Raw genomic sequence first — 19497 nt, forward strand, 5'->3', positions numbered from 1 at the left:
CGCCGGCGTAAAGGTGCTGGCGGCCGCTGATTCTTACAATTTATTTTGCCTTGGGGGTAAGTGGCCTTAGCTCAATTTCAGACTGGGCCATTAGGTAAGCAAACTGGGCATAGGCGGCGGCATTTTGCGCCAAAGCCTTGGGATCGATTTTATCCAAGGTATCGTTTGGCGTGTGGTGATAGTCGAAATAGTCGCTGCCATCTTGTCTCAGTGATGCAACCGGGACTCCGTAGCCGGGCAACATGGAGACATCGGGGCCGCCAGAGGCCTTGTTGTTGCCGGGGGCGACGCCGTTATCCTGCATTGAGCTTGTATGGGCCTGTACGGCGCCGAAGGCCTTGTCGGCGACGTTAAAGTTGATTTGATAGATACGTCCTGCACCAAAGTCGGATTCGGCGGCTATATAGTGCTTGGCCAGTTCCGCTTGATGCTCTTTTGCGTAGCTCTTGCCGCCAATTAACCCTAGCTCTTCGGCGGCGTAGAGGACGACACGTACCGTGCGAGCAGGTTTTGTGGGTAATTGAGCAATATAGTGGCCTGCGGCGGTGACAATGGCTACACCTGCGCCGTCGTCGATGGCACCCGTGCCTTCGTCCCAAGAATCCAGATGGGCACCGATGAGCACTATCTCGTCGGGCTTGCTACTGCCGGTAACCTCGGCAATCACGTTGTAGGATGTGGCGTAGCCTAGGTTCTTGGGGCTCATCTCTAGGTGCATCACGACATTGGGATCGCGCTTTAGCATCAGTGTGATCAAGTCTGCATCTGGGTTGGACATGGCCGCTGCTGGGATCTTATCTACGCCTTCCTTATAGCGCATCATGCCGGTATGAGCCATTCTGTCATGGTCTGTGCCGATAGAGCGGATCACTATGGCTAGCGCGCCTTTCTCTGCCGCCGCAATCGCGCCGCGCGAGCGTCCGCCCACCGTCATGCCATAGCCTTTGCCTGTCTTGAACCTTGGGGTGATGTGATCGATAAAGACGATTTTTCCTGTGACCTGGCTTGGATCGGCTTGTTTAAGGGCATCCAGGGTCTCGAAACGGACGATTGGCGCGCTGATGCCGTCTTCTGGCGTGCCGATACTGCCACCAAGGGCGGTGATCACCAGCGGCTGTGCATAGGGAGAGACAATATTGGCTTTGGCCTCGCCTCGCTGCCATACGGGCACTTGTACCGCTTCCTTATAGACTTTGTCGAACCCAAGTGAGGCGAGTTTTTTCTCTGCCCACTGAACGGCGATCAGATCTTTCTCGCTGCCCGCGAGTCTTGGGCCTACCTCGACAGTTAGTGATTCGACAATATCGAATGCCAGGCTGGATGCGAGCGCCTCTTGCTGAAGCTTTTGGCTAACACTTTGATTTGCGTCTGTTGCTAACGCGTTTTGGCATGCTAATAACCCGGTAAAAAAGAGCGTGGAAAGGAGGGTGATAGGGGAGCTTTTCATGAGTTTCCTTTATTTTTATTACGTATGTCCCATTTTTGAAAACAATCTAGCAAAAAGTGTGCTTCATGTCCCGACTATATCTTTAAGTCAACGCTATATTAGTGCCGGGGTTTGTTTTAGGAGAAATTGCTCGTAATGAATATAGAATTGATGCAGCAACGAGCGGATAATGCTGTTGTATTGCTAAAGGCTTTAGCAAATGAACGCCGGCTGTTCATCTTATGCTACTTGTTGAGCGAAGGTGAGATGTGCGTCGGTGAGATGAATAAAAAGCTGGGGCTTAGCCAATCTGCGCTGTCGCAACACTTAGCATGGCTTCGTAAAGACAATTTGGTCGAAACGCGAAAAGAAGCGCAAACGGTATTTTATTCGCTAAAAAGCAAGGAAGTATCTGAAATTATTAAGTTACTTAACACTATCTATTGCCATTAAACGGCTTGAGAATAGCGCAGATAGAAAGCTGATGGGCTGTAGGCCATCAGCTTTTTTGTTTTTTAGCTTAGGCCTATGCCTGTAATACCGAGAGGAAGTTGACCTAGTACTCGGGCGACAGGTACAAAAAAACCGGCCTGAGCCGGTTTTTTTATATCGCTAAAAGATTAAGCAGCCAGTGCTTTGATCTTAGCGTTTAGACGAGCCTTATGACGGGCAGCTTTATTCTTGTGAATAAGACCTTTAGTCGCCATACGGTCAACAATTGGTTGTGCAGCATTGAATGCTTCAGTTGCCGCTTTGTGATCGCCAGTGTTGATCGCAGCGATAACTTTCTTAACGTAAGAACGTAGCATAGAACGACGGCTAGCGTTGTGCTGACGACGTTTTTCAGATTGAAGCGCGCGCTTCTTTGCAGACTTGCTATTAGCCAAGGTGCAACTCCTAAAAGGGTTAGATATTTTTAAAGGTCGAGGAATATGCCTTTTTTTCGTCAGTTTGTCAATGACAATGATCGGATCTTTATCTTAAAGATAAATTAATCAGAGCAGACTTGGCCTTCTTCAACCTAACTCGTGTAATATGGGGCGCAATTCTAGCAGTATTTGCTGCTTGGTGACAGGGGGTAAGTCGACTTTTTAACTTGCTCGATACACCTGTGATGCTCGTTTCAGGGGGAGCTTTGAGCAAGAAACTTTTTAAGTCAGGCATGATCGTGAGTGCTATGACGCTGATTTCTCGTGTTTTAGGTTTAGTGCGAGACGTGGTTATCGCCAATTTGATGGGAGCAGGGAGTAGCGCCGACGTCTTCTTTTTTGCCAATAAGATCCCAAATTTTTTACGCCGATTATTTGCCGAAGGCGCCTTCGCCCAGGCCTTTGTGCCGGTATTGACCGAATATCAAGAGAAACATGACGACCTGGCGGTGAGAGAGCTGCTGGCAAAGGTGGCCGGCACACTCGGTCTCGTGGTGACTCTGGTAACCTTGGTCGGTGTTATTGCCTCGCCACTATTAACGGCCCTGTTTGGCGGCGGCTGGTTTTTGGCTTGGTTAAACGATGAGCCCAATGGCCAGAAGTTTGAGCTGGCCTCATTGATGTTGAAGATAACCTTTCCCTATCTTTGGTTTATTACCTTTACCGCCTTGGCGGGCTCGATACTCAATACCCGAGGCCGTTTCGCGGTGTCAGCCTTTACGCCTGTGTTTTTGAATGTCGCCATCATCAGCACCGCACTGTTTTTGGCGCCCAAGCTAGCGCAGCCGGAAATCGGTTTGGCCTGGGGCGTCTTTGCTGGTGGCGTTATCCAGTTCCTATTCCAAATTCCCTTCTTGCTCAGAGAAAGGGCTTTGGTTAAGCCATCCTGGGGTTGGCATCATCCGGGGGTTGTTAAGATTCGCAGCCTGATGTTGCCTGCGCTGTTTGGCGTTTCTGTGTCGCAGATAAATTTGCTGCTCGATACCTTTATCGCCAGTTTCTTGGTGACGGGATCCATTAGCTGGCTCTATTACTCAGATCGCCTGCTGGAGTTTCCCCTGGGCCTGTTTGGCATCGCCATTGCCACCGTTATCTTGCCGGCCCTGTCGAAGAAACATGTCAACGCAGAAGGTGACGGGTTTGCCAAGACGATGGATTGGGGGATCAAGGCGATTCTGCTGATGGGGGTTCCGGCCATGTGTGGGCTGATCGTGTTGGCCAAGCCGATGTTGATGGTGCTGTTTATGCGAGGTGCCTTCACGATAGATGATGTCGATATGGCCTCCTACAGTTTGATGGCTTATGGTTCGGGGCTGCTGAGTTTCATGCTGATCAAGGTGTTGGCCCCAGGATATTATTCTCGTCAGGATACCAAGACGCCGGTGCGCTACGGTATCGTCGCCATGGTCAGTAACATGGTGTTCAACCTGATTTTTGTGTTTCCTTTCGGCTATGTGGGGTTGGCGATAGCGACCTCGCTGTCGGCGCTGCTCAATGCCAGCCTGCTTTATCGCGGCCTACATCGTGCTGGCGTTTACCAAATCTCAAGGCAAACTCTTGTGTTTATGGGGAAAACCTTGGTAGCTGCCGCGCTGATGATCGCCGTGCTCTATCAGCTATTACCTAGTATGGATATCTGGCTGAAACTCTCTTTTGTGGGCAGGGCAACTCAGCTTGCATATTTGATTGGTGCGGGGGCTGTGGTCTATCTGCTGGCTATGTTATTGTTAGGAATTCGCCCTTGGAGGATGAAAGCTGGCTTTTGATTGCTGATAATCATCTTGAGCTGGTATATAATCCGCGAACTTATGCTTGCTAGTTATTGAATGTAATGGAACTGATCCGCGGTATACATAATATTTTACCCCGACACCAGGGCTGCGTGCTGACTATTGGTAACTTTGATGGCGTGCATCGTGGGCATGCCGAAGTCATTGCTGCACTTGTAAAAAAAGCCAAGCAACATGGGGTTCCTGCGACACTCATGACATTCGAGCCTCAGCCGCAAGAGCTATTTAAGGGCGATAATGCCCCGGCCAGGCTGAGTCTGCTGCGCGATAAGATTGTCTTGCTCGATGAGCTGGGCATCGATCGCTTGCTTTGCGTCAATTTTAATCAGAAGTTTGCCGCCATGCCCGCCGAAGCCTTTATCGAGGATCTCCTGGTGACACAGCTGGGGGTGAAATATCTGGTGGTCGGCGATGACTTCTGTTTTGGCAAGCAGCGCCGCGGTAATTTTGAGATGCTAAAGGCCGCCGGTGAAAAATATGGTTTCGCCGTGGTCAATACCCACAGCTTTATCTTGGGGGATAAGCGGGTGAGTTCCACCGAGATTCGGGGGCTGCTCGCCAAAGGCAATCTAGAGCAGGCAAGACGTCTGCTGGGCCACCCCTATGCGCTGAGCGGCAAAGTTGCCCACGGCGAGAAAATAGGCCGCACCATAGGTTTTCCCACTGCCAACATCGCCTTGAAACGTAAGGTGTCTCCGGTACGGGGCGTCTTTGCCGTCAGGCTATTTTGGGATGGCAGTGACATCTATGAAGGGGTGGCCAACGTGGGCTTTAGGCCTACGGTCAATGGACAAAATTGTCAGTTAGAAGTCCATCTGTTTGATTTTGATGGAGACCTCTATGGTCGCACCGTCGAAGTCGAACTGGTGGCAAAGATTAGGGATGAACAGCCATTTAAGTCATTAGATGCGCTGAAGCTACAAATTAAAGATGATGCTGACAGGGCCAAGGCCCTGCTTGGCTGCGATGCAGGCTGAGAGCGATCAGCTAAATTAACGGTATAGGATCAATGAGCGACTATAAATCTACTTTAAACTTGCCGGAAACTGAGTTTCCGATGCGTGGTAATCTGGCGAAACGCGAGCCAGAGATGTTGAAATCTTGGACAGAAAAGAAGCTGTACCAAAAGATTCGTGAAAGCCGCACAGGTGCCAAGCCATTCATTCTGCACGATGGCCCACCGTACGCTAACGGTAGTATTCATATTGGTCACTCAGTAAATAAGATCCTTAAAGACATTATTATCAAGTCGAAGACCCTGTCGGGTTTCGATGCACCTTATATTCCTGGTTGGGATTGTCACGGTCTGCCTATCGAGCTTAAGGTCGAGCAGAAAGTGGGTAAGCCTGGCCAGAAGGTGTCTGCGGCCGAGTTTCGTCAAAAGTGTCGTGAGTACGCTAGCGCCCAGGTAGATGGTCAGCGTGAAGACTTTATCCGTCTTGGCGTGTTGGGCGACTGGCAGAATCCTTATCTCACCATGAACTTCGACACCGAGGCCAACATAGTTCGCTCTTTGGCTAAGGTTATCGATAACGGCCACCTGCACAAAGGTGTTAAGCCGGTGCATTGGTGTACCGATTGTGGCTCGGCCCTGGCTGAAGCCGAGGTGGAGTATGAAGATAAGACCTCGCCAGCAGTAGATGTCGCCTTCCTAGCCGTCGACAAAGCGGCTGTGCTGGCTAAGTTTGGTGTAGAGCAGTGTGAAGCCGATGTCGCGACCGTTATCTGGACCACGACCCCTTGGACACTGCCTGCTAACCGTGGCCTATCTATGGCCGACGATATCGATTACGATCTGGTTGAGTACACTAAAGAAGGTAACAAGCGCGCGATCATCGTGGCGCAGGAACTTGTAGAGTCTTGCGTTGAGCGTTATGGCGCCGAGTCACACCGCGTGCTGGGTACGGTGAAAGGGCAGGCCCTTGAACTGCTGCGCTTTAAGCATCCTTTCTATGATTTCGATGTACCTGTCATTATAGGTGACCATGTCACGGTTGACTCTGGTACGGGTGTGGTTCACACGGCGCCTGGCCATGGTCAGGACGACTTTGTGATTGGTCAAAAATATGGCCTGGAAGTGGCAAATCCTGTTGGAGACAACGGCGTCTATAAGCCAGATACCGAGTTCTTTGCCGGTCAACACGTGTTTAAGGCCAACGACAACGTAGTTGCACTGCTTGAAGAGAAGGGCGCACTGCTGAATCATGTGGCCTATCGTCACAGCTACCCACACTGCTGGCGCCATAAGACACCTATCATCTTCCGTGCGACGCCACAGTGGTTCATCTCCATGGATCAAAAAGGGCTTCGTAGCCAATCTCTAAGTGAAATTGAGAAGACCCAATGGATCCCTGACTGGGGTCAGAGCCGAATCGAAAGGATGGTAGAGAACCGTCCTGATTGGTGTATCTCTCGCCAGCGGACCTGGGGCGTGCCTATTACCCTGTTTGTGCACCGTGATACCGAAGAGTTGCATCCTGATAGCGTCGCTCTGATGGAGCGTGTTGCCCACAGAATCGAGCAAGAAGGTATTCAGGCTTGGTGGGATCTCGATGCTGCCGAGCTGTTGGGTGAAGAGGCTGACCAATATCGTAAGGTCACAGACACCTTAGATGTGTGGTATGACTCAGGCTCAACCTTCTCGTCGGTGGTTGCCGCACGTCCCGAGTACAACGGTCATCCTGTCGACCTTTACCTCGAAGGTAGCGATCAGCACCGTGGCTGGTTCATGTCGTCACTGATGATCTCTACCGCCATGAGTGGTAAGGCGCCATACAAGCAGGTGCTGACTCACGGTTTTACCGTAGATGGCCAGGGCCGTAAGATGTCTAAGTCTATCGGTAACGTGATTGCACCGCTGCAAGTCACCAACAAGCTTGGCGCAGACATTCTACGTCTTTGGGTGGCGGCGACCGATTACAGTGGTGAGATGACGGTATCTGACGAGATCCTCAAGCGTAGCGCCGATGCCTATCGTCGTATCCGTAATACTGCTCGCTTCCTGCTGGCTAACCTGAATGGGTTTGACCCGGTTAAAGATACCGTTGCCGTCGAAGATATGGTGGCGTTAGATCGCTGGGTGGTGCGTCGTGCTGCGGCCTTGCAAACCGAGATCCTGGAAGCTTACGAGCAATACAACTTCCATTTGGTGACTCAGAAACTGATGCAGTTCTGCTCTGTCGAGCTTGGCAGCTTCTATCTGGATATCATCAAAGACAGACAATATACGGCTAAACGTGACAGTCTGGCGCGTCGCAGCTGTCAGAGCGCGCTGTTCCTGATCGCCGAAGCCATGGTGCGCTGGATTGCGCCTATTTTGAGCTTCACCGCCGATGAAGTATGGCAATCGCTACCGGGTGAGCGTGAAGAGTTTGTCTTTACTCAGACCTGGTTCGAAGGCCTAGCCTCTGTGACGCTCGACAGCGACCTGAGCGATGATTACTGGGCAAACCTTATCACGGTTCGTGATGAGGTGAACAAGGCCATCGAGCAGGCACGCCGCGAGCAGCGTGTAGGTGGTTCCTTAGAAGCCGAAGTGACTCTCTACGCCGATGAGGCGCTCACCGAGTCTTTGGTGCTGCTTGGCGATGAACTGCGTTTCGTTCTGCTGACCTCTAATACTCAGATTGCACCACTGGCTAGTGCCGGTGCCGATGCAGTTGAAACTGAGCTGGCCGGGTTGAAGCTATTAGTGGCTAAGACAGAAGCGGCCAAGTGCGATCGCTGCTGGCATCACAGAGAAGATGTGGGTCAGGTCGAAGCGCATCCACTGCTGTGTACCCGCTGTGTGACCAACATCGAAGGTGATGGCGAACAGCGTCAGTTCGCATAAGGGAGTCGAATGCCATCTAGCTGGAAAGAGAGTGGCTTACGTTGGTATTGGGTAGTTGTATTGGTGTTTATTGCCGATCAACTATCCAAACAATGGGTATTAGCCAATTTTGACCTGAGAGAGTCAATTAACCTGCTGCCATTTTTTAATTTCACCTATGTGAGAAATTATGGTGCGGCCTTTAGCTTCTTAAGTGATGCCGGAGGGTGGCAGCGTTGGCTGTTTACCCTAGTTGCCGTCGGTTTTAGTACCTTGCTTACCGTCTGGTTACGTAAGCAATCCAAAGGGATGTGGAGATTGAATCTGGCCTATACCTTAGTGATAGGTGGAGCGCTGGGGAACTTAATCGACAGATTGCAGCATGGCTTTGTGGTCGATTTTCTCGATTTTTATTGGAAGACGAGCCACTTCCCCGCCTTTAACATTGCCGATTCGGCGATCTGTGTTGGCGCAGGGCTCATCATCTTAGATTCGTTTATTTCGGAGCGTAAGCCAAACGGCGAAGACGTTGCAAAGGGGTAAGTCGTGACTGTTACTCGTTCATTATTGTGCCATATGAATATCGTGCTGGAGGATGGTTCGACCGCCGATAGCACTAAAGCCTCTGGAAAACCTGCTAAGTTAAACATTGGCGACCAGAGCCTGAGCCCTGCGTTTGAGGCCGAGATCACGGGTCTGAAGCAAGGGGATAAGCATAGCTTTACCCTGGCCGCCGCCGATGCTTTTGGTGAGTCAAATCCAGATGCCATTCATCATATGGACAGAAGTAAGTTTCCTGCCGATATGACGCTCGAAACCGGGGTTATCGTGAGTTTCGCCGGTCCTGGTGGCAGCGAGATCCCTGGTATAGTGCGTGAGGTGATTGGCGACTCGGTAACCGTCGATCTTAATCATCCGTTGGCGGGGCGCTCGGTGACATTCGAACTGGAAGTGGTTCAGGAGCTTTAATCATGACACAACCTCCTCAAGGCTTGCAGATCAAACTGGCTAATCCGCGTGGATTTTGCGCCGGTGTCGACAGGGCCATCAGCATAGTCGAAAGAGCGCTCGAGCTGTTTTCGCCGCCTATTTATGTGCGCCATGAAGTGGTACATAACAGATATGTGGTGGAGAATTTGAAAGACAGGGGCGCCGTGTTTGTCGACGAACTAGATCAAGTGCCAGACGACAGCATAGTGATCTTCAGTGCTCACGGCGTATCTCAGGCGGTTCGCGCCGAGGCGAAAAAGCGTGGTTTGAGAGTATTCGATGCGACATGCCCCTTGGTGACTAAGGTACACCTTCAGGTGACTAGGGCCAGCCGTAAGGGAATTGAGTGCATCCTTATCGGTCATGCGGGCCATCCTGAGGTTGAGGGAACCATGGGACAATACGATAACCCTGAAGGGGGCGTGTTGTTGGTGGAGTCCCCCGCCGATGTTGAGGCCTTAGTGGTTAAAGATCCAGATAACCTCTGCTTTGTCACACAGACCACCTTGTCTATGGATGATACCGCAGATGTGATAGCAGCCCTGCAAAAGCGTTTCCCTTCAATCCAAGGGCCGCGTAAGGACGATATCTGCTATGCCACCCAAAACCGACAAGATGCGGTGCGTAATGTTGCCGATGATGTTGACCTCTTTATTGTTGTGGGCTCTAAGAACAGCTCAAATTCGAACCGTTTGATGGAACTTGCCATCAAGAAGGGCACTCAGTCTTATCTAGTCGATAATGCTGATGACATAAAATTAGAGTGGTTTAACAATATCTCTAAGGTCGCCGTAACTGCTGGCGCGTCTGCGCCAGAGGTCCTCGTTCAGCAGGTAATCGATGCAATAGCCAAGCTGGCCCCGAGTATCATTACAGAGGTCGAAGGGCGTAAAGAAGATACTGTGTTTGCCGTACCGGCGGAATTGCGATAGGTATCTTGCTGTTTTGATAAGAAAAGGAGGCTTAGCCTCCTTTTTTATTGTCTAAAAATCACACTCGGCATATTGAAATTTATTTTTAGACCTAATATTACTAGCGAGTAACATTCGACTAATCTATGATTAACTAGTATAGTTTAAAGTTATGCTAACTTTCAGATTTTAAAAGACTAAACGGCTGGAGCGACTGTCAAAAGTATGGCTAATATCGGAGATTTGACATCATGGTAAAACGTGGGAAAGGGTTTTCCCTGATAGAGGTGATGGTATCGCTCGTCATTCTTGTTATTGGCCTGATCGGCATATTTAATCTGCACGTTGTTTCCAAGCGCGGCAGCTTCGAGTCTTTTCAGCAGACCCAAGCTTCATACTACGCCAACGATATTATCAATCGGATGAGGTTAAATCCTACCCAGTTAGCAAACTATGCAGGCACCTTCAGTGGAACACCAAGCTCGGTAAGTAAGCAATGCCAGGGGACAGCACTCTGTTCCTCTTCGGAGATGGCTGCTTGGGATCTATATGAGTGGCAAATATTATTCAATGGTACCGCTGAGCAGGTAGGTAGTCAGAATGTTGGAGGGCTCGATACCCCAACAGCCTGCGTTGTGGTAAGTGGTAATAACGTAACAGTTAGCGTGGCCTGGAAGGGAATTCGTGAAACATCAATTGAGTCGACTTCCTCTAGTTGTGGTTCTAGCACAACCAATCGGCGTTTATTTACAGTGCAGACGGTGATTATTTAGATGAAAACGACAACGCGCTATTTAACAAAATCACAACATGGTATGTCATTGGTCGAGCTGATGGTGGCGATGGTTATCGCACTGTTTTTGACCGCAGGTGTATTTACCATGTTCAGCATGTCCTCATCGAATGTCACCACAACCAGCCAGTTTAATCAGTTGCAGGAAAATGGCCGTATTGCGCTGGCGATAATGGAACGTGATATCTCACAATTGGGTTTTATGGGAGATATGACGGGGACGGATTTTGTTCGAGGAGTTAATACTACAGTCGACGCAGAGATTTCTGGAACTGATTGCGTGGGAGCTGGATTAAACAATGCTTCGCTGCCTGCAGATCAACCTGCGCATTTTAGACGCTTATGGGGATATGAAAGTGGTGTCAGTGGAAGCTCATTAACCTGTCTTGCATCGTCAAATGTGAAACCTGGTACCGATGTTTTGCAGATTAAGCGTTTTATTGGCCCTAGTGTTCCTGCGGGCAATAGCAGTAACTATTTTGTTTCGGCTACATCTAGTCAGGCGATCTTCTTTAATAATGGTGCCCCATCTACTGGGTTGACCAATGCCAGGATCTGGCAGTACCTGCATCACGTGTACTTTATTGCAAATGATAGCAATGGCATCCCCAGCTTAAGGCGGAAAACCCTCAATAGCTCTGGCATGGGAAATGATGAACAGCTTGTCGAAGGCATCGAGAATATGCGCTTTCTCTATGGATTTGATAATGATGGTGATAGTACGCCAGACCGATATATTCCTGAGAATGAAGTGAGTTCTTTGATGTGGGATAACGAATCCTTTCAGCGATTAGTCGCGATTAAGGTCTATGTACTCGTTAGATCGATTAAAGCAGATCCAACCTATAAAAATGAAACAACTTATATTCTCGGTGACAAATACAGCGGCCTACCTACACCTAGCGGCTTTAAATTTCTTGAAGTCCCGAAGGATAATTATCGTCGCAAGGTGTTGTCGACAACCATAGTTCTTGAAAACCCGGTGCTGATTCGGAGTTAAGGGCAGATATGAAAAAAATGACGCAAGGTTTAACAAGACAAAAAGGCGTAGTGCTGTTTTTCTCATTAATAATTTTAATTGTGATGACTGTGATTGGCGTTGCACTTGCAGTTAATTCAACACAATCCTTAAGGATGGCTGGTGCTGGTGCCGAACGGATTGAAGCCAAAGCGATTGCCAACGGAGCACTTGATGCTGTGATTAACAAACATAAAGGTGCGGGATTGGCTAATATGAGTGTCGAGACGTTAGGCGATGAGTTAGGGCAAAAGCAGACACTTATCCCTATGCCAAAAGATGGGACGATTCAAGACGTAAGTTGTCAGCGAAGTAGTAAAGCCAGTGGTGCCAATTTGATCAGTTGTCGTCGACTCGAGGTACAAAGTGATGTTGCTTTCGGTCGCGATAACCTAGGGCTGTTAAGAGTTGTTGCCGGAATTGAACAAGAAGTTCTGAGTGGGGGTTAACCATGTTTGCTAAACGTTTATTGTGTTCAGGTTTGTTTGCCTTAGTTGGAGCCTCTGCAATTTCTCATGCTGATGATACTGAACTTTATTTAGTTGATACTAGTTCTAAATCGGATCGCATACCTAAGGTGCTTATCGTGTTCGATAACTCTTATAGTATGAGCACTATTGAAGAAAATACATCGGGTGCATATTCGCCAGATTGGGCTCCTGATGGGTTTGATTATTCGGGTTTTATTAATGAGAAGGCGATATATTGGAACCGTGGAGGGATAGATAATACAAATTCGGCGGCAACGCCTCTAAAGCCCAATGAGTCTCGCCGATTTAATGTGGCCAGTAATGGTTGTGCAGAAAGTTGGAAAATTTTAGAGGAAAAAGGTCGTTATACGGGGTATATCAGAGAGTTTAGAAAGAAAAGTTGGGAAGAAGTAGCTGATAACAATGGTTTAAACGATAACAAATTTGACTGTCTGGCTGATATTCGAAAAGAGAATAAGCTAAATGCGACCGGGGAGAAAGACGGATTTCCGGTTGATAAAGCATCAATGTACTCTAGTAATGTTGCCGATTCCAATGCGACTAAATTCGGTGAGGGACAGCCTATCACGCTTTATACTTCTGATTACCTAATTTGGTATCAATGGGTAACAGGGCAAGTTGTAAATGGTACGCCGCCTCCAACAAATGTTGATACTCGTTTAAATACTGCCAAAAATGCATTGAAGTCCGCTTTGGAGACCTTAGGGGCGGATATTGAAGTTGGATTGGCTGTATTTAACCTAAATTCACATGCTTTGTCCGAAAATGATCCAAATAATGATGCTGATTTTGTCGATGAAGGTATGCGAGATGGAGGGCGTATAGTTTCAGGCATTACGCAAATGACAGACGCTAACCAGAGTGCTTTATTTACACTAATTGATGGTATGCCGGCGGAAACAAACACCCCTTTATGTGAAACACTGTTTGAAGCACATCAGTATCTATCTGGTGGTACAGTTGTTTTTGGCGATAAAGATTCGAATACTGGAAATAAAGCGATACCCTCCAATTATGTTTCATCCCCCCTTAGAGATCCTTTAGTGGAGTCTAACGGTTCTTATATTTCGCCTTTTAAAACTTGTCCAGAAATGGCCTATATAATTTACATGACTGATGGTGAGCCAACGGTTGATCATTTTGCTGATGGTCGTATTAAGGCTTTAACGGATGCCGCAGAGAACAAGACAGCAGATTATTCACCATTCGAATATTTAGATGAGTTTGGTAATAGATCAATCAGTTATTTACCTGCATTAGCTAGCTATATGTATAACAATGATCTCGTAAAGGGAAATCTAGACAGTACTGGTAATGATAATCAGCAGAGTGCGAGGCTGTATACAATAGGCTTCTCTGAAGGGGCGCAGAATGCAGCGCCATTATTATTGGAGGCTGCAAAGCGTGGGGGAAATATTGAAGGTGGTGGTTATTATGAGGCAAACTCAGATTTAGATCTCACCGAGGCGTTTAATAATATTTTAAAAACAATCTTATCTATTGATTCAAGTTATACCTCGCCAAGCATTGCAAGTAATAATTTCGATAAGACCCAGACGTTTAATTCAGCTTATTACGCCATGTTTTTACCATCGAAAGGTCCCCGCTGGGCAGGCAACTTGAAAAAACTAAAAGTGACAGGGGACGGGGTGCTGGTTAAGCCTGGTAAATTATCGCCTGTTGTGGACGATACAGGAAATATTAGTCCGAAAACTTGTACATTTTGGAGTAAATGTGAGAGTGGTCCTGATGGTAATAAAGTAAAACAAGGGGGGGCAATTGAGTCTCTACAAGACAGCTCTACTGGCTTATTAAGTAGACGTATTTTCGTTGGTACCTCTGAAAATCTTTATCAGTCTGAATTGAAAAATCAATCAAATGCATCAGTTGCTCCTCTGTTTGGTTTCGATCCTGCCGATAGTGTTAATGTGAAATCCCATGTTGATTGGATTTATGGTTTAGATGTAGATGATGATGATGGAGACAATAATTTTGCCGAAGGAAGAGCTGATATTATGGGTGATCCTTTGCATTCTAAGCCATTAGCTTTGAATTTTGGTACAAAATCAACGCCAGATGTTCGAATAATTTTGGGGACAAATCAGGGCCTTGTACACATGTTTAGAGACTACGATAAAGGTAGTGATGACTTTGATAGTGGTAAGGTGGAGGAGACTTGGGCATATATACCTCCCGAATTAATGAAAAATATCCCAATATTAAAGGCAAACATTGAGACTGGAGATCATAGTGTTTACGGAATGGATTCATCTCCAGTGGCATACACTAAATTGAAAGCTGATGGTCAGATTGAAACCGCTTGGGTATACATGGGGATGCGTCGTGGAGGAAAATCTTACTACGCATTGGATGTAAGTAATCCTGATAATCCAAAGTTCATGTGGCAAATAAAGGCGGAGGGTGTATTTTGGGAGTTGGGGCAGACTTGGTCTGAACCTGTGGTTACATCTATTCCTATGGCTGATGGTGACACGAAACCTGTATTGATTTTTGGTGGTGGGTTTGATGACGCTTCCGATCTTGGAAATGCGGTTTATATAGTTGATGCCGAATCAGGAACTCTGATTAAGAAGATATCTGCTGTTGGGATGGACAGTATTCCTAATAAAGTGGCCATTTTGGACAGTAATAATGACGGCGTAACAGATAGGATTTATGCATCTGATGTGAGTGCTAATATTTGGCGGATAGATCTACCTACCTCAGCTCAATCCTCTTGGAGCGTTTTTAAGTTCGCAAGCTTGGAAGGTGGCTCACAACGAATGTTTTTCAATGAGCCAGTTGTTGCTCAAACAACTTTTACAAATATCAGTGAGGTTACTGTAGAGGGGGAAACCATCGAGACATCCCAGAGGATTCCCTATGATGCGGTAACCATAGGCTCTGGAAATAGAGCACATCCACTAGATAAACTGACGCAAGATACTTTTTTTGTCTTACAAGATAGAACCGTTGTTACAACTAATTTCAACGAGGTTGCTGCGCCTGATACCATTGAAATAAGTGACTTATATGATGTGACGTCTACACCGCCATCTCCAGATAACAAGGCTGAAAATATTCTATTCGGTACTAAAAATGGATGGTTCTATCATTTTTCTGGAGTCGGTGAAAAGTCTTTAGCTGGTTCGTTAATTTTTGATGGTAAAGTTTATTTTACGTCTTTCATTCCACCCTCTACCTCGGTTGAGAATCTTGAACAAGGTATCTGCGGTGTCTCAGGTAAAGGAAGGTTGTATGTGTTTGATTTGCATAAAGGAGCGCGAACATATAACGAGCTTTATTTTGATTTGGGTGAGCGGGTTCCCGATACGCCACAAATAGTAGTGCCAGCCCCTGAGCAGGAGGGGGATGAATCGAAAGCCTATATTATTGGTATTGGTAAAGGTGAGTGTGAGAACGGAGAATGTAAAGGAACCATAGAATTGGGTTCGGGTTTGGGTGTAAATAAAATTTATTACCATATAGATGAGTAGTGTTTTGATGAAGAAGAGTCAACTAGTAGGTTTTACCTTGATAGAAGTCATGATAACGGTAGCGATTGTCGCGATATTAGCGGCAATTGCCTACCCCTCTTACATAGACTACATCACCAAGAGTGCTCGCTCTGAGGGGGTTGCAGCAGTAATGCGTGTGGCGAATTTACAGGAGCAATATTATTTAGATAATCGTGCTTATGCGACGGATATGACAAAATTAGGCTTAGGTGCAAATCCGTTTGTTACTGAGCATGGTCACTACAGTGTGGCATCTGCTGGTACTAGCTCGTTCACTATTACTGCAATGGCAAAAGGTTCTCAGGCTAGCAGAGATACTACTTGTGGAACCATTACCATGACATCGGCAGGCGTTAAGGGACCTTCAGCGGAGTGTTGGAAATGAATAAGCTAAGTGTAGTTTTATTTGGTGTTGTAGCGGTAATTTCGACTACTTCTGTATTGGCTGCTAAACAGGATTATAAGTGCTTTATCAATAGTACCAAGAAAGGTGAACAGGTTGTTTTTTATCGCTGGGATGATAAGGACGTCAGGCTAAGGGTTGCTAGTTTGCCAGGGAAGCAATTGACCGATAATAAGGGTAAAAAATACTTCATTAAAAGCGTTGAAGAATGTGTTCCTCTGAGTCAGGAATTCTCTGGAGAAAAGGCAAAGCGTTTAGATAAGCAAACATTAAGATAAATGTAAGCGTCCAGTGATCCCACCTAGCGTTTAGCAAACTGCCATGGTAGTAGCTGCTCGATATCGACTTCGGGTTTGCTGAGCTGCTCTAGGCTAACCATGACATACTCGAACACATTGAGGTCGTTAGCCTTGGCCGTTTCAATGATGCTGTAGAGGATAGCACTCGCGTTAGCGCCGGTGGCAGTCTGGCTAAACAACCAGTTTTTTCTGCGTAAGCGTCCGACAAACTGCACCTTCATATTTTAGCTATCAGCCACCATCATTGTTCTTCTGATTTATAGGAGGACAATATGTTTAATAACAGTACCCGGCTTGATGTCACTTTGATATGCGGCATCACTGATATGCGCAAGTCGATAGATGGTTTGAGTAACATTGTTGCTTATAGCTTGCGACAAGAGCCCTGTAATGGGCACTTGTTTGTTTTCTGTAATCGACAGCGCAATAAATTGAAGATTTNTTAATAACAGTACCCGGCTTGATGTCACTTTGATATGCGGCATCACTGATATGCGCAAGTCGATAGATGGTTTGAGTAACATTGTTGCTTATAGCTTGCGACAAGAGCCCTGTAATGGGCACTTGTTTGTTTTCTGTAATCGACAGCGCAATAAATTGAAGATTTTGCAATGGGCCAGTAATGGATTTTGGCTACATTACAAACGACTGGAACAAAACACCTTTAAGTGGCCCGGAATAGAAGATGAACGTAAGCGTCCGGTGATCCCACCTAGCGTTTAGCAGTAAGCGTCCGACAAACTGCACCTTCATATTTTAGCTATCAGCCACCATCATTGTTCTTCTGATTTATAGGAGGACAATATGTTTAATAACAGTACCCGGCTTGATGTCACTTTGATATGCGGCATCACTGATATGCGCAAGTCGATAGATGGTTTGAGTAACATTGTTGCTTATAGCTTGCGACAAGAGCCCTGTAATGGGCACTTGTTTGTTTTCTGTAATCGACAGCGCAATAAATTGAAGATTTTTTAATAACAGTACCCGGCTTGATGTCACTTTGATATGCGGCATCACTGATATGCGCAAGTCGATAGATGGTTTGAGTAACATTGTTGCTTATAGCTTGCGACAAGAGCCCTGTAATGGGCACTTGTTTGTTTTCTGTAATCGACAGCGCAATAAATTGAAGATTTTGCAATGGGCCAGTAATGGATTTTGGCTACATTACAAACGACTGGAACAAAACACCTTTAAGTGGCCCGGAATAGAAGATGAACAACTCAGTCTGCGTATCACACCACAGCAACTCGATTGGTTAATCGCGGGTTTACCACTCACCCAGCCTCATGCACATCCCGYACTCTGTTATCACTATCATGACTTATAACCTGTGATCATAAGCAGGGTTTATTGATCACCAATTAATCTAAATAAACACAAGCGGTTACTGATAAAACCCCCGATAATAGTCACATGGAGTTTAGTCATGAAAATCTCCCGGATGATCCGGAGTTACTGAAGAAAATCATTCTGCAACAGCAGAGTAAACTGCTGCATTTGGAAGAGCAATTTCGCTTAGCTCAACAAAAGCAGTTCGGCAAAAGTGCCGAGGGCCATCCCGGTCAAGGTGAGCTGTTTAATGAAGCCGAAGTAGAAGCTGAAAAACTTGAACCTGATGAAGTTTGTCAAGACGTCGACCTCGCTCGTGAAAAGCCAAAACGACAACCACTGCCCGCCGATTTGCCTCGTGAAGTGGTTACCCATGACATTAGTGCCGCTGATAAAATTTGCGACTGCTGTGGCGGTGATTTACATCAAATGGGTGAAGAAAAAAGCGAGAAACTCGAGTTTATCCCTGCTCGAGTAAAAGTCATTGAACACGTTCGACTTAAATACAGCTGTCGTGCTTGTGACAAGCACAGCACACAAGTGAAAATTCACATTGCTCCCGTGCCGGCCAGCCCCATCCCTAAAGGCATTGCCACGGGGTCTTTACTCAGCCAAATCATCACCAGTAAGTACCAATATGGCTTACCCCTGTATCGTCAGGAGAGCATGTTCCAGCAATATGGTATCGAGTTGAGTCGTAAAACGATGGCCGACTGGATGATGAAATGCAGTGAACTGTTGCAACCGCTAGTTGATAAATTACGTGAAACCTTGCTGCAACAGGCCGTAATCCAAGCAGATGAAACTACACTTAATGTCCTCAANCATCCCTAAAGGCATTGCCACGGGGTCTTTACTCAGCCAAATCATCACCAGTAAGTACCAATATGGCTTACCCCTGTATCGTCAGGAGAGCATGTTCCAGCAATATGGTATCGAGTTGAGTCGTAAAACGATGGCCGACTGGATGATGAAATGCAGTGAACTGTTGCAACCGCTAGTTGATAAATTACGTGAAACCTTGCTGCAACAGGCCGTAATCCAAGCAGATGAAACTACACTTAATGTCCTCAAAGAAGATAAAGCGACCTGCTACATGTGGCTGTACGCCACAGGCACAGATGCTCCTAACACTCATGGCATACCCAATATCGTGCTGTACGACTATCAATCGAGCCGTGCTGGGCAATGTGCGGTTGATTTTTTGGATGGCTTTGACGGCTACCTGCAAGTCGATGGTTATGCGGGTTATGGAAAAACAGAAGCAACGCTAGCGGGTTGTTGGGCGCATGCCCGACGCAAATTTAAAGAGGCAGAAATCGCTCAGCCGAAAGGGAAAACCGGCAAGGCTAACTGGGCACTGAACCAGATTCAAAAACTCTACCGAATCGAAACTCTAAATAAAGGCGCAAGCTCTGAAGTGCGAAGGCAACAACGCCAACTTCACAGTAAACCCTTACTGSATGAGTTGCATCGTTGGTTAGAAAAATCCCAACTGCATGTTCCTCCAAAAAGCAGTTTAGGGAAAGCTATCACCTATAGCTTAAATCAATGGYCCAATCTGAACCGCTATCTTGAAGATGGGCGGGTCAATATTGACAATAATCGCGCCGAGAGAGCGATAAAACCGTTCGTCATTGGGCGGAAGAACTGGCTATTTGCCAATACGGCCAATGGTGCGAACGCGAGTGCCATACTGTACAGTGTGATCGAAACCGCCAAGGCGAATGGGTTGACGCCCTTCGATTACTTGATGTACTGCCTTGAGCAGTTGTCACTTAAG

The 19497-nt window shown here is 47.0% G+C and carries 15 protein-coding genes and 3 pseudogenes; 15 read left to right on the forward strand and 3 right to left on the reverse strand.

The window, feature by feature from the left end; genetic code table 11:
• Nucleotides 1-40 precede the first annotated feature (40 nt).
• Nucleotides 41-1447: a M28 family peptidase gene (locus tag L1D47_RS01820; RefSeq protein ID WP_239882320.1), complete on the reverse strand. Its 1407-nt coding sequence runs from the start codon at nt 1445-1447 to the stop codon at nt 41-43.
• 135 nt (nt 1448-1582) lie between these two features.
• Here L1D47_RS01820 and L1D47_RS01825 point away from each other — a divergent pair, with 135 nt between their 5' ends.
• Nucleotides 1583-1879, forward strand: coding sequence for a metalloregulator ArsR/SmtB family transcription factor (locus tag L1D47_RS01825; protein WP_011864899.1), 297 nt, complete (start codon nt 1583-1585; stop codon nt 1877-1879).
• Between the two features lie 167 nt (nt 1880-2046).
• Here L1D47_RS01825 and rpsT read toward each other — a convergent pair whose 3' ends face one another.
• Nucleotides 2047-2313, reverse strand: a complete 267-nt coding sequence (gene rpsT, locus L1D47_RS01830) for a 30S ribosomal protein S20 (protein ID WP_011864900.1) — start codon at nt 2311-2313, stop codon at nt 2047-2049.
• Between the two features lie 248 nt (nt 2314-2561).
• On the opposite strand from rpsT, the gene murJ reads away from it, so the two are divergent.
• The 12 genes from murJ (at nt 2562) to L1D47_RS01890 (ending at nt 16358) form a co-directional block, all read left to right on the forward strand.
• Nucleotides 2562-4121: a murein biosynthesis integral membrane protein MurJ gene (murJ, locus tag L1D47_RS01835; RefSeq protein ID WP_239882321.1), complete on the forward strand. Its 1560-nt coding sequence runs from the start codon at nt 2562-2564 to the stop codon at nt 4119-4121.
• A 65-nt stretch (nt 4122-4186) separates the two neighbouring features.
• Complete coding sequence (ribF, locus tag L1D47_RS01840) at nt 4187-5122, forward strand: bifunctional riboflavin kinase/FAD synthetase (RefSeq protein ID WP_239882322.1); 936 nt, start codon at nt 4187-4189, stop codon at nt 5120-5122.
• Nucleotides 5123-5154: 32 nt separating this feature from the next.
• Nucleotides 5155-7977: an isoleucine--tRNA ligase gene (gene ileS / locus L1D47_RS01845; protein WP_239882323.1), complete on the forward strand. Its 2823-nt coding sequence runs from the start codon at nt 5155-5157 to the stop codon at nt 7975-7977.
• Nucleotides 7978-7986: 9 nt separating this feature from the next.
• A complete protein-coding gene (lspA, locus tag L1D47_RS01850; protein ID WP_041510402.1) occupies nt 7987-8499 on the forward strand; it encodes a signal peptidase II in 513 nt (170 codons plus the stop codon).
• 3 nt (nt 8500-8502) lie between these two features.
• The gene (fkpB, locus tag L1D47_RS01855) at nt 8503-8925 is read left to right on the forward strand and encodes an FKBP-type peptidyl-prolyl cis-trans isomerase (protein ID WP_239849878.1); all 423 of its coding nucleotides are present in this window, start codon (nt 8503-8505) and stop codon (nt 8923-8925) included.
• Between the two features lie 23 nt (nt 8926-8948).
• Nucleotides 8949-9878, forward strand: a complete 930-nt coding sequence (ispH, locus tag L1D47_RS01860) for a 4-hydroxy-3-methylbut-2-enyl diphosphate reductase (RefSeq protein WP_239882330.1) — start codon at nt 8949-8951, stop codon at nt 9876-9878.
• A 230-nt stretch (nt 9879-10108) separates the two neighbouring features.
• Nucleotides 10109-10630 carry a type IV pilus modification protein PilV gene (gene pilV, locus L1D47_RS01865; protein WP_239882324.1) on the forward strand — a complete coding sequence of 174 codons (522 nt, stop codon included), beginning with the start codon at nt 10109-10111 and terminating at the stop codon, nt 10628-10630.
• On the forward strand, nt 10631-11650 hold the full coding sequence (locus L1D47_RS01870) for a PilW family protein (RefSeq protein WP_239882325.1): 1020 nt from the start codon (nt 10631-10633) through the stop codon (nt 11648-11650).
• 8 nt (nt 11651-11658) lie between these two features.
• A complete protein-coding gene (locus L1D47_RS01875; protein WP_239882326.1) occupies nt 11659-12117 on the forward strand; it encodes a pilus assembly PilX N-terminal domain-containing protein in 459 nt (152 codons plus the stop codon).
• A gap of 2 nt (nt 12118-12119) precedes the next feature.
• Nucleotides 12120-15656: a PilC/PilY family type IV pilus protein gene (locus L1D47_RS01880; protein WP_239882327.1), complete on the forward strand. Its 3537-nt coding sequence runs from the start codon at nt 12120-12122 to the stop codon at nt 15654-15656.
• Nucleotides 15657-15663: 7 nt separating this feature from the next.
• Nucleotides 15664-16062 carry a type IV pilin protein gene (locus L1D47_RS01885; RefSeq protein ID WP_239882328.1) on the forward strand — a complete coding sequence of 133 codons (399 nt, stop codon included), beginning with the start codon at nt 15664-15666 and terminating at the stop codon, nt 16060-16062.
• Nucleotides 16059-16358 (forward strand): TapY2 family type IVa secretion system protein, encoded by a 300-nt coding sequence (locus tag L1D47_RS01890; protein ID WP_239882329.1) that lies wholly within the window; start codon nt 16059-16061, stop codon nt 16356-16358. The genes L1D47_RS01885 and L1D47_RS01890 overlap by 4 nt, the downstream gene beginning before the upstream one ends.
• A gap of 23 nt (nt 16359-16381) precedes the next feature.
• Here L1D47_RS01890 and L1D47_RS01895 read toward each other — a convergent pair.
• Nucleotides 16382-16588 (reverse strand): annotated as a pseudogene (locus tag L1D47_RS01895) (transposase domain-containing protein); the annotation flags it as partial.
• A 1210-nt stretch (nt 16589-17798) separates the two neighbouring features.
• Here L1D47_RS01895 and L1D47_RS01900 point away from each other — a divergent pair.
• A pseudogene (locus L1D47_RS01900) lies at nt 17799-18536 on the forward strand (IS66 family transposase); the annotation flags it as partial.
• Between the two features lie 4 nt (nt 18537-18540).
• Nucleotides 18541-19497, forward strand: a pseudogene (locus tag L1D47_RS01905) (IS66 family transposase); the annotation flags it as partial.

The organism is Shewanella sp. Isolate7, assembly GCF_022398425.1.
In the GTDB taxonomy this organism is placed as follows: domain Bacteria; phylum Pseudomonadota; class Gammaproteobacteria; order Enterobacterales; family Shewanellaceae; genus Shewanella.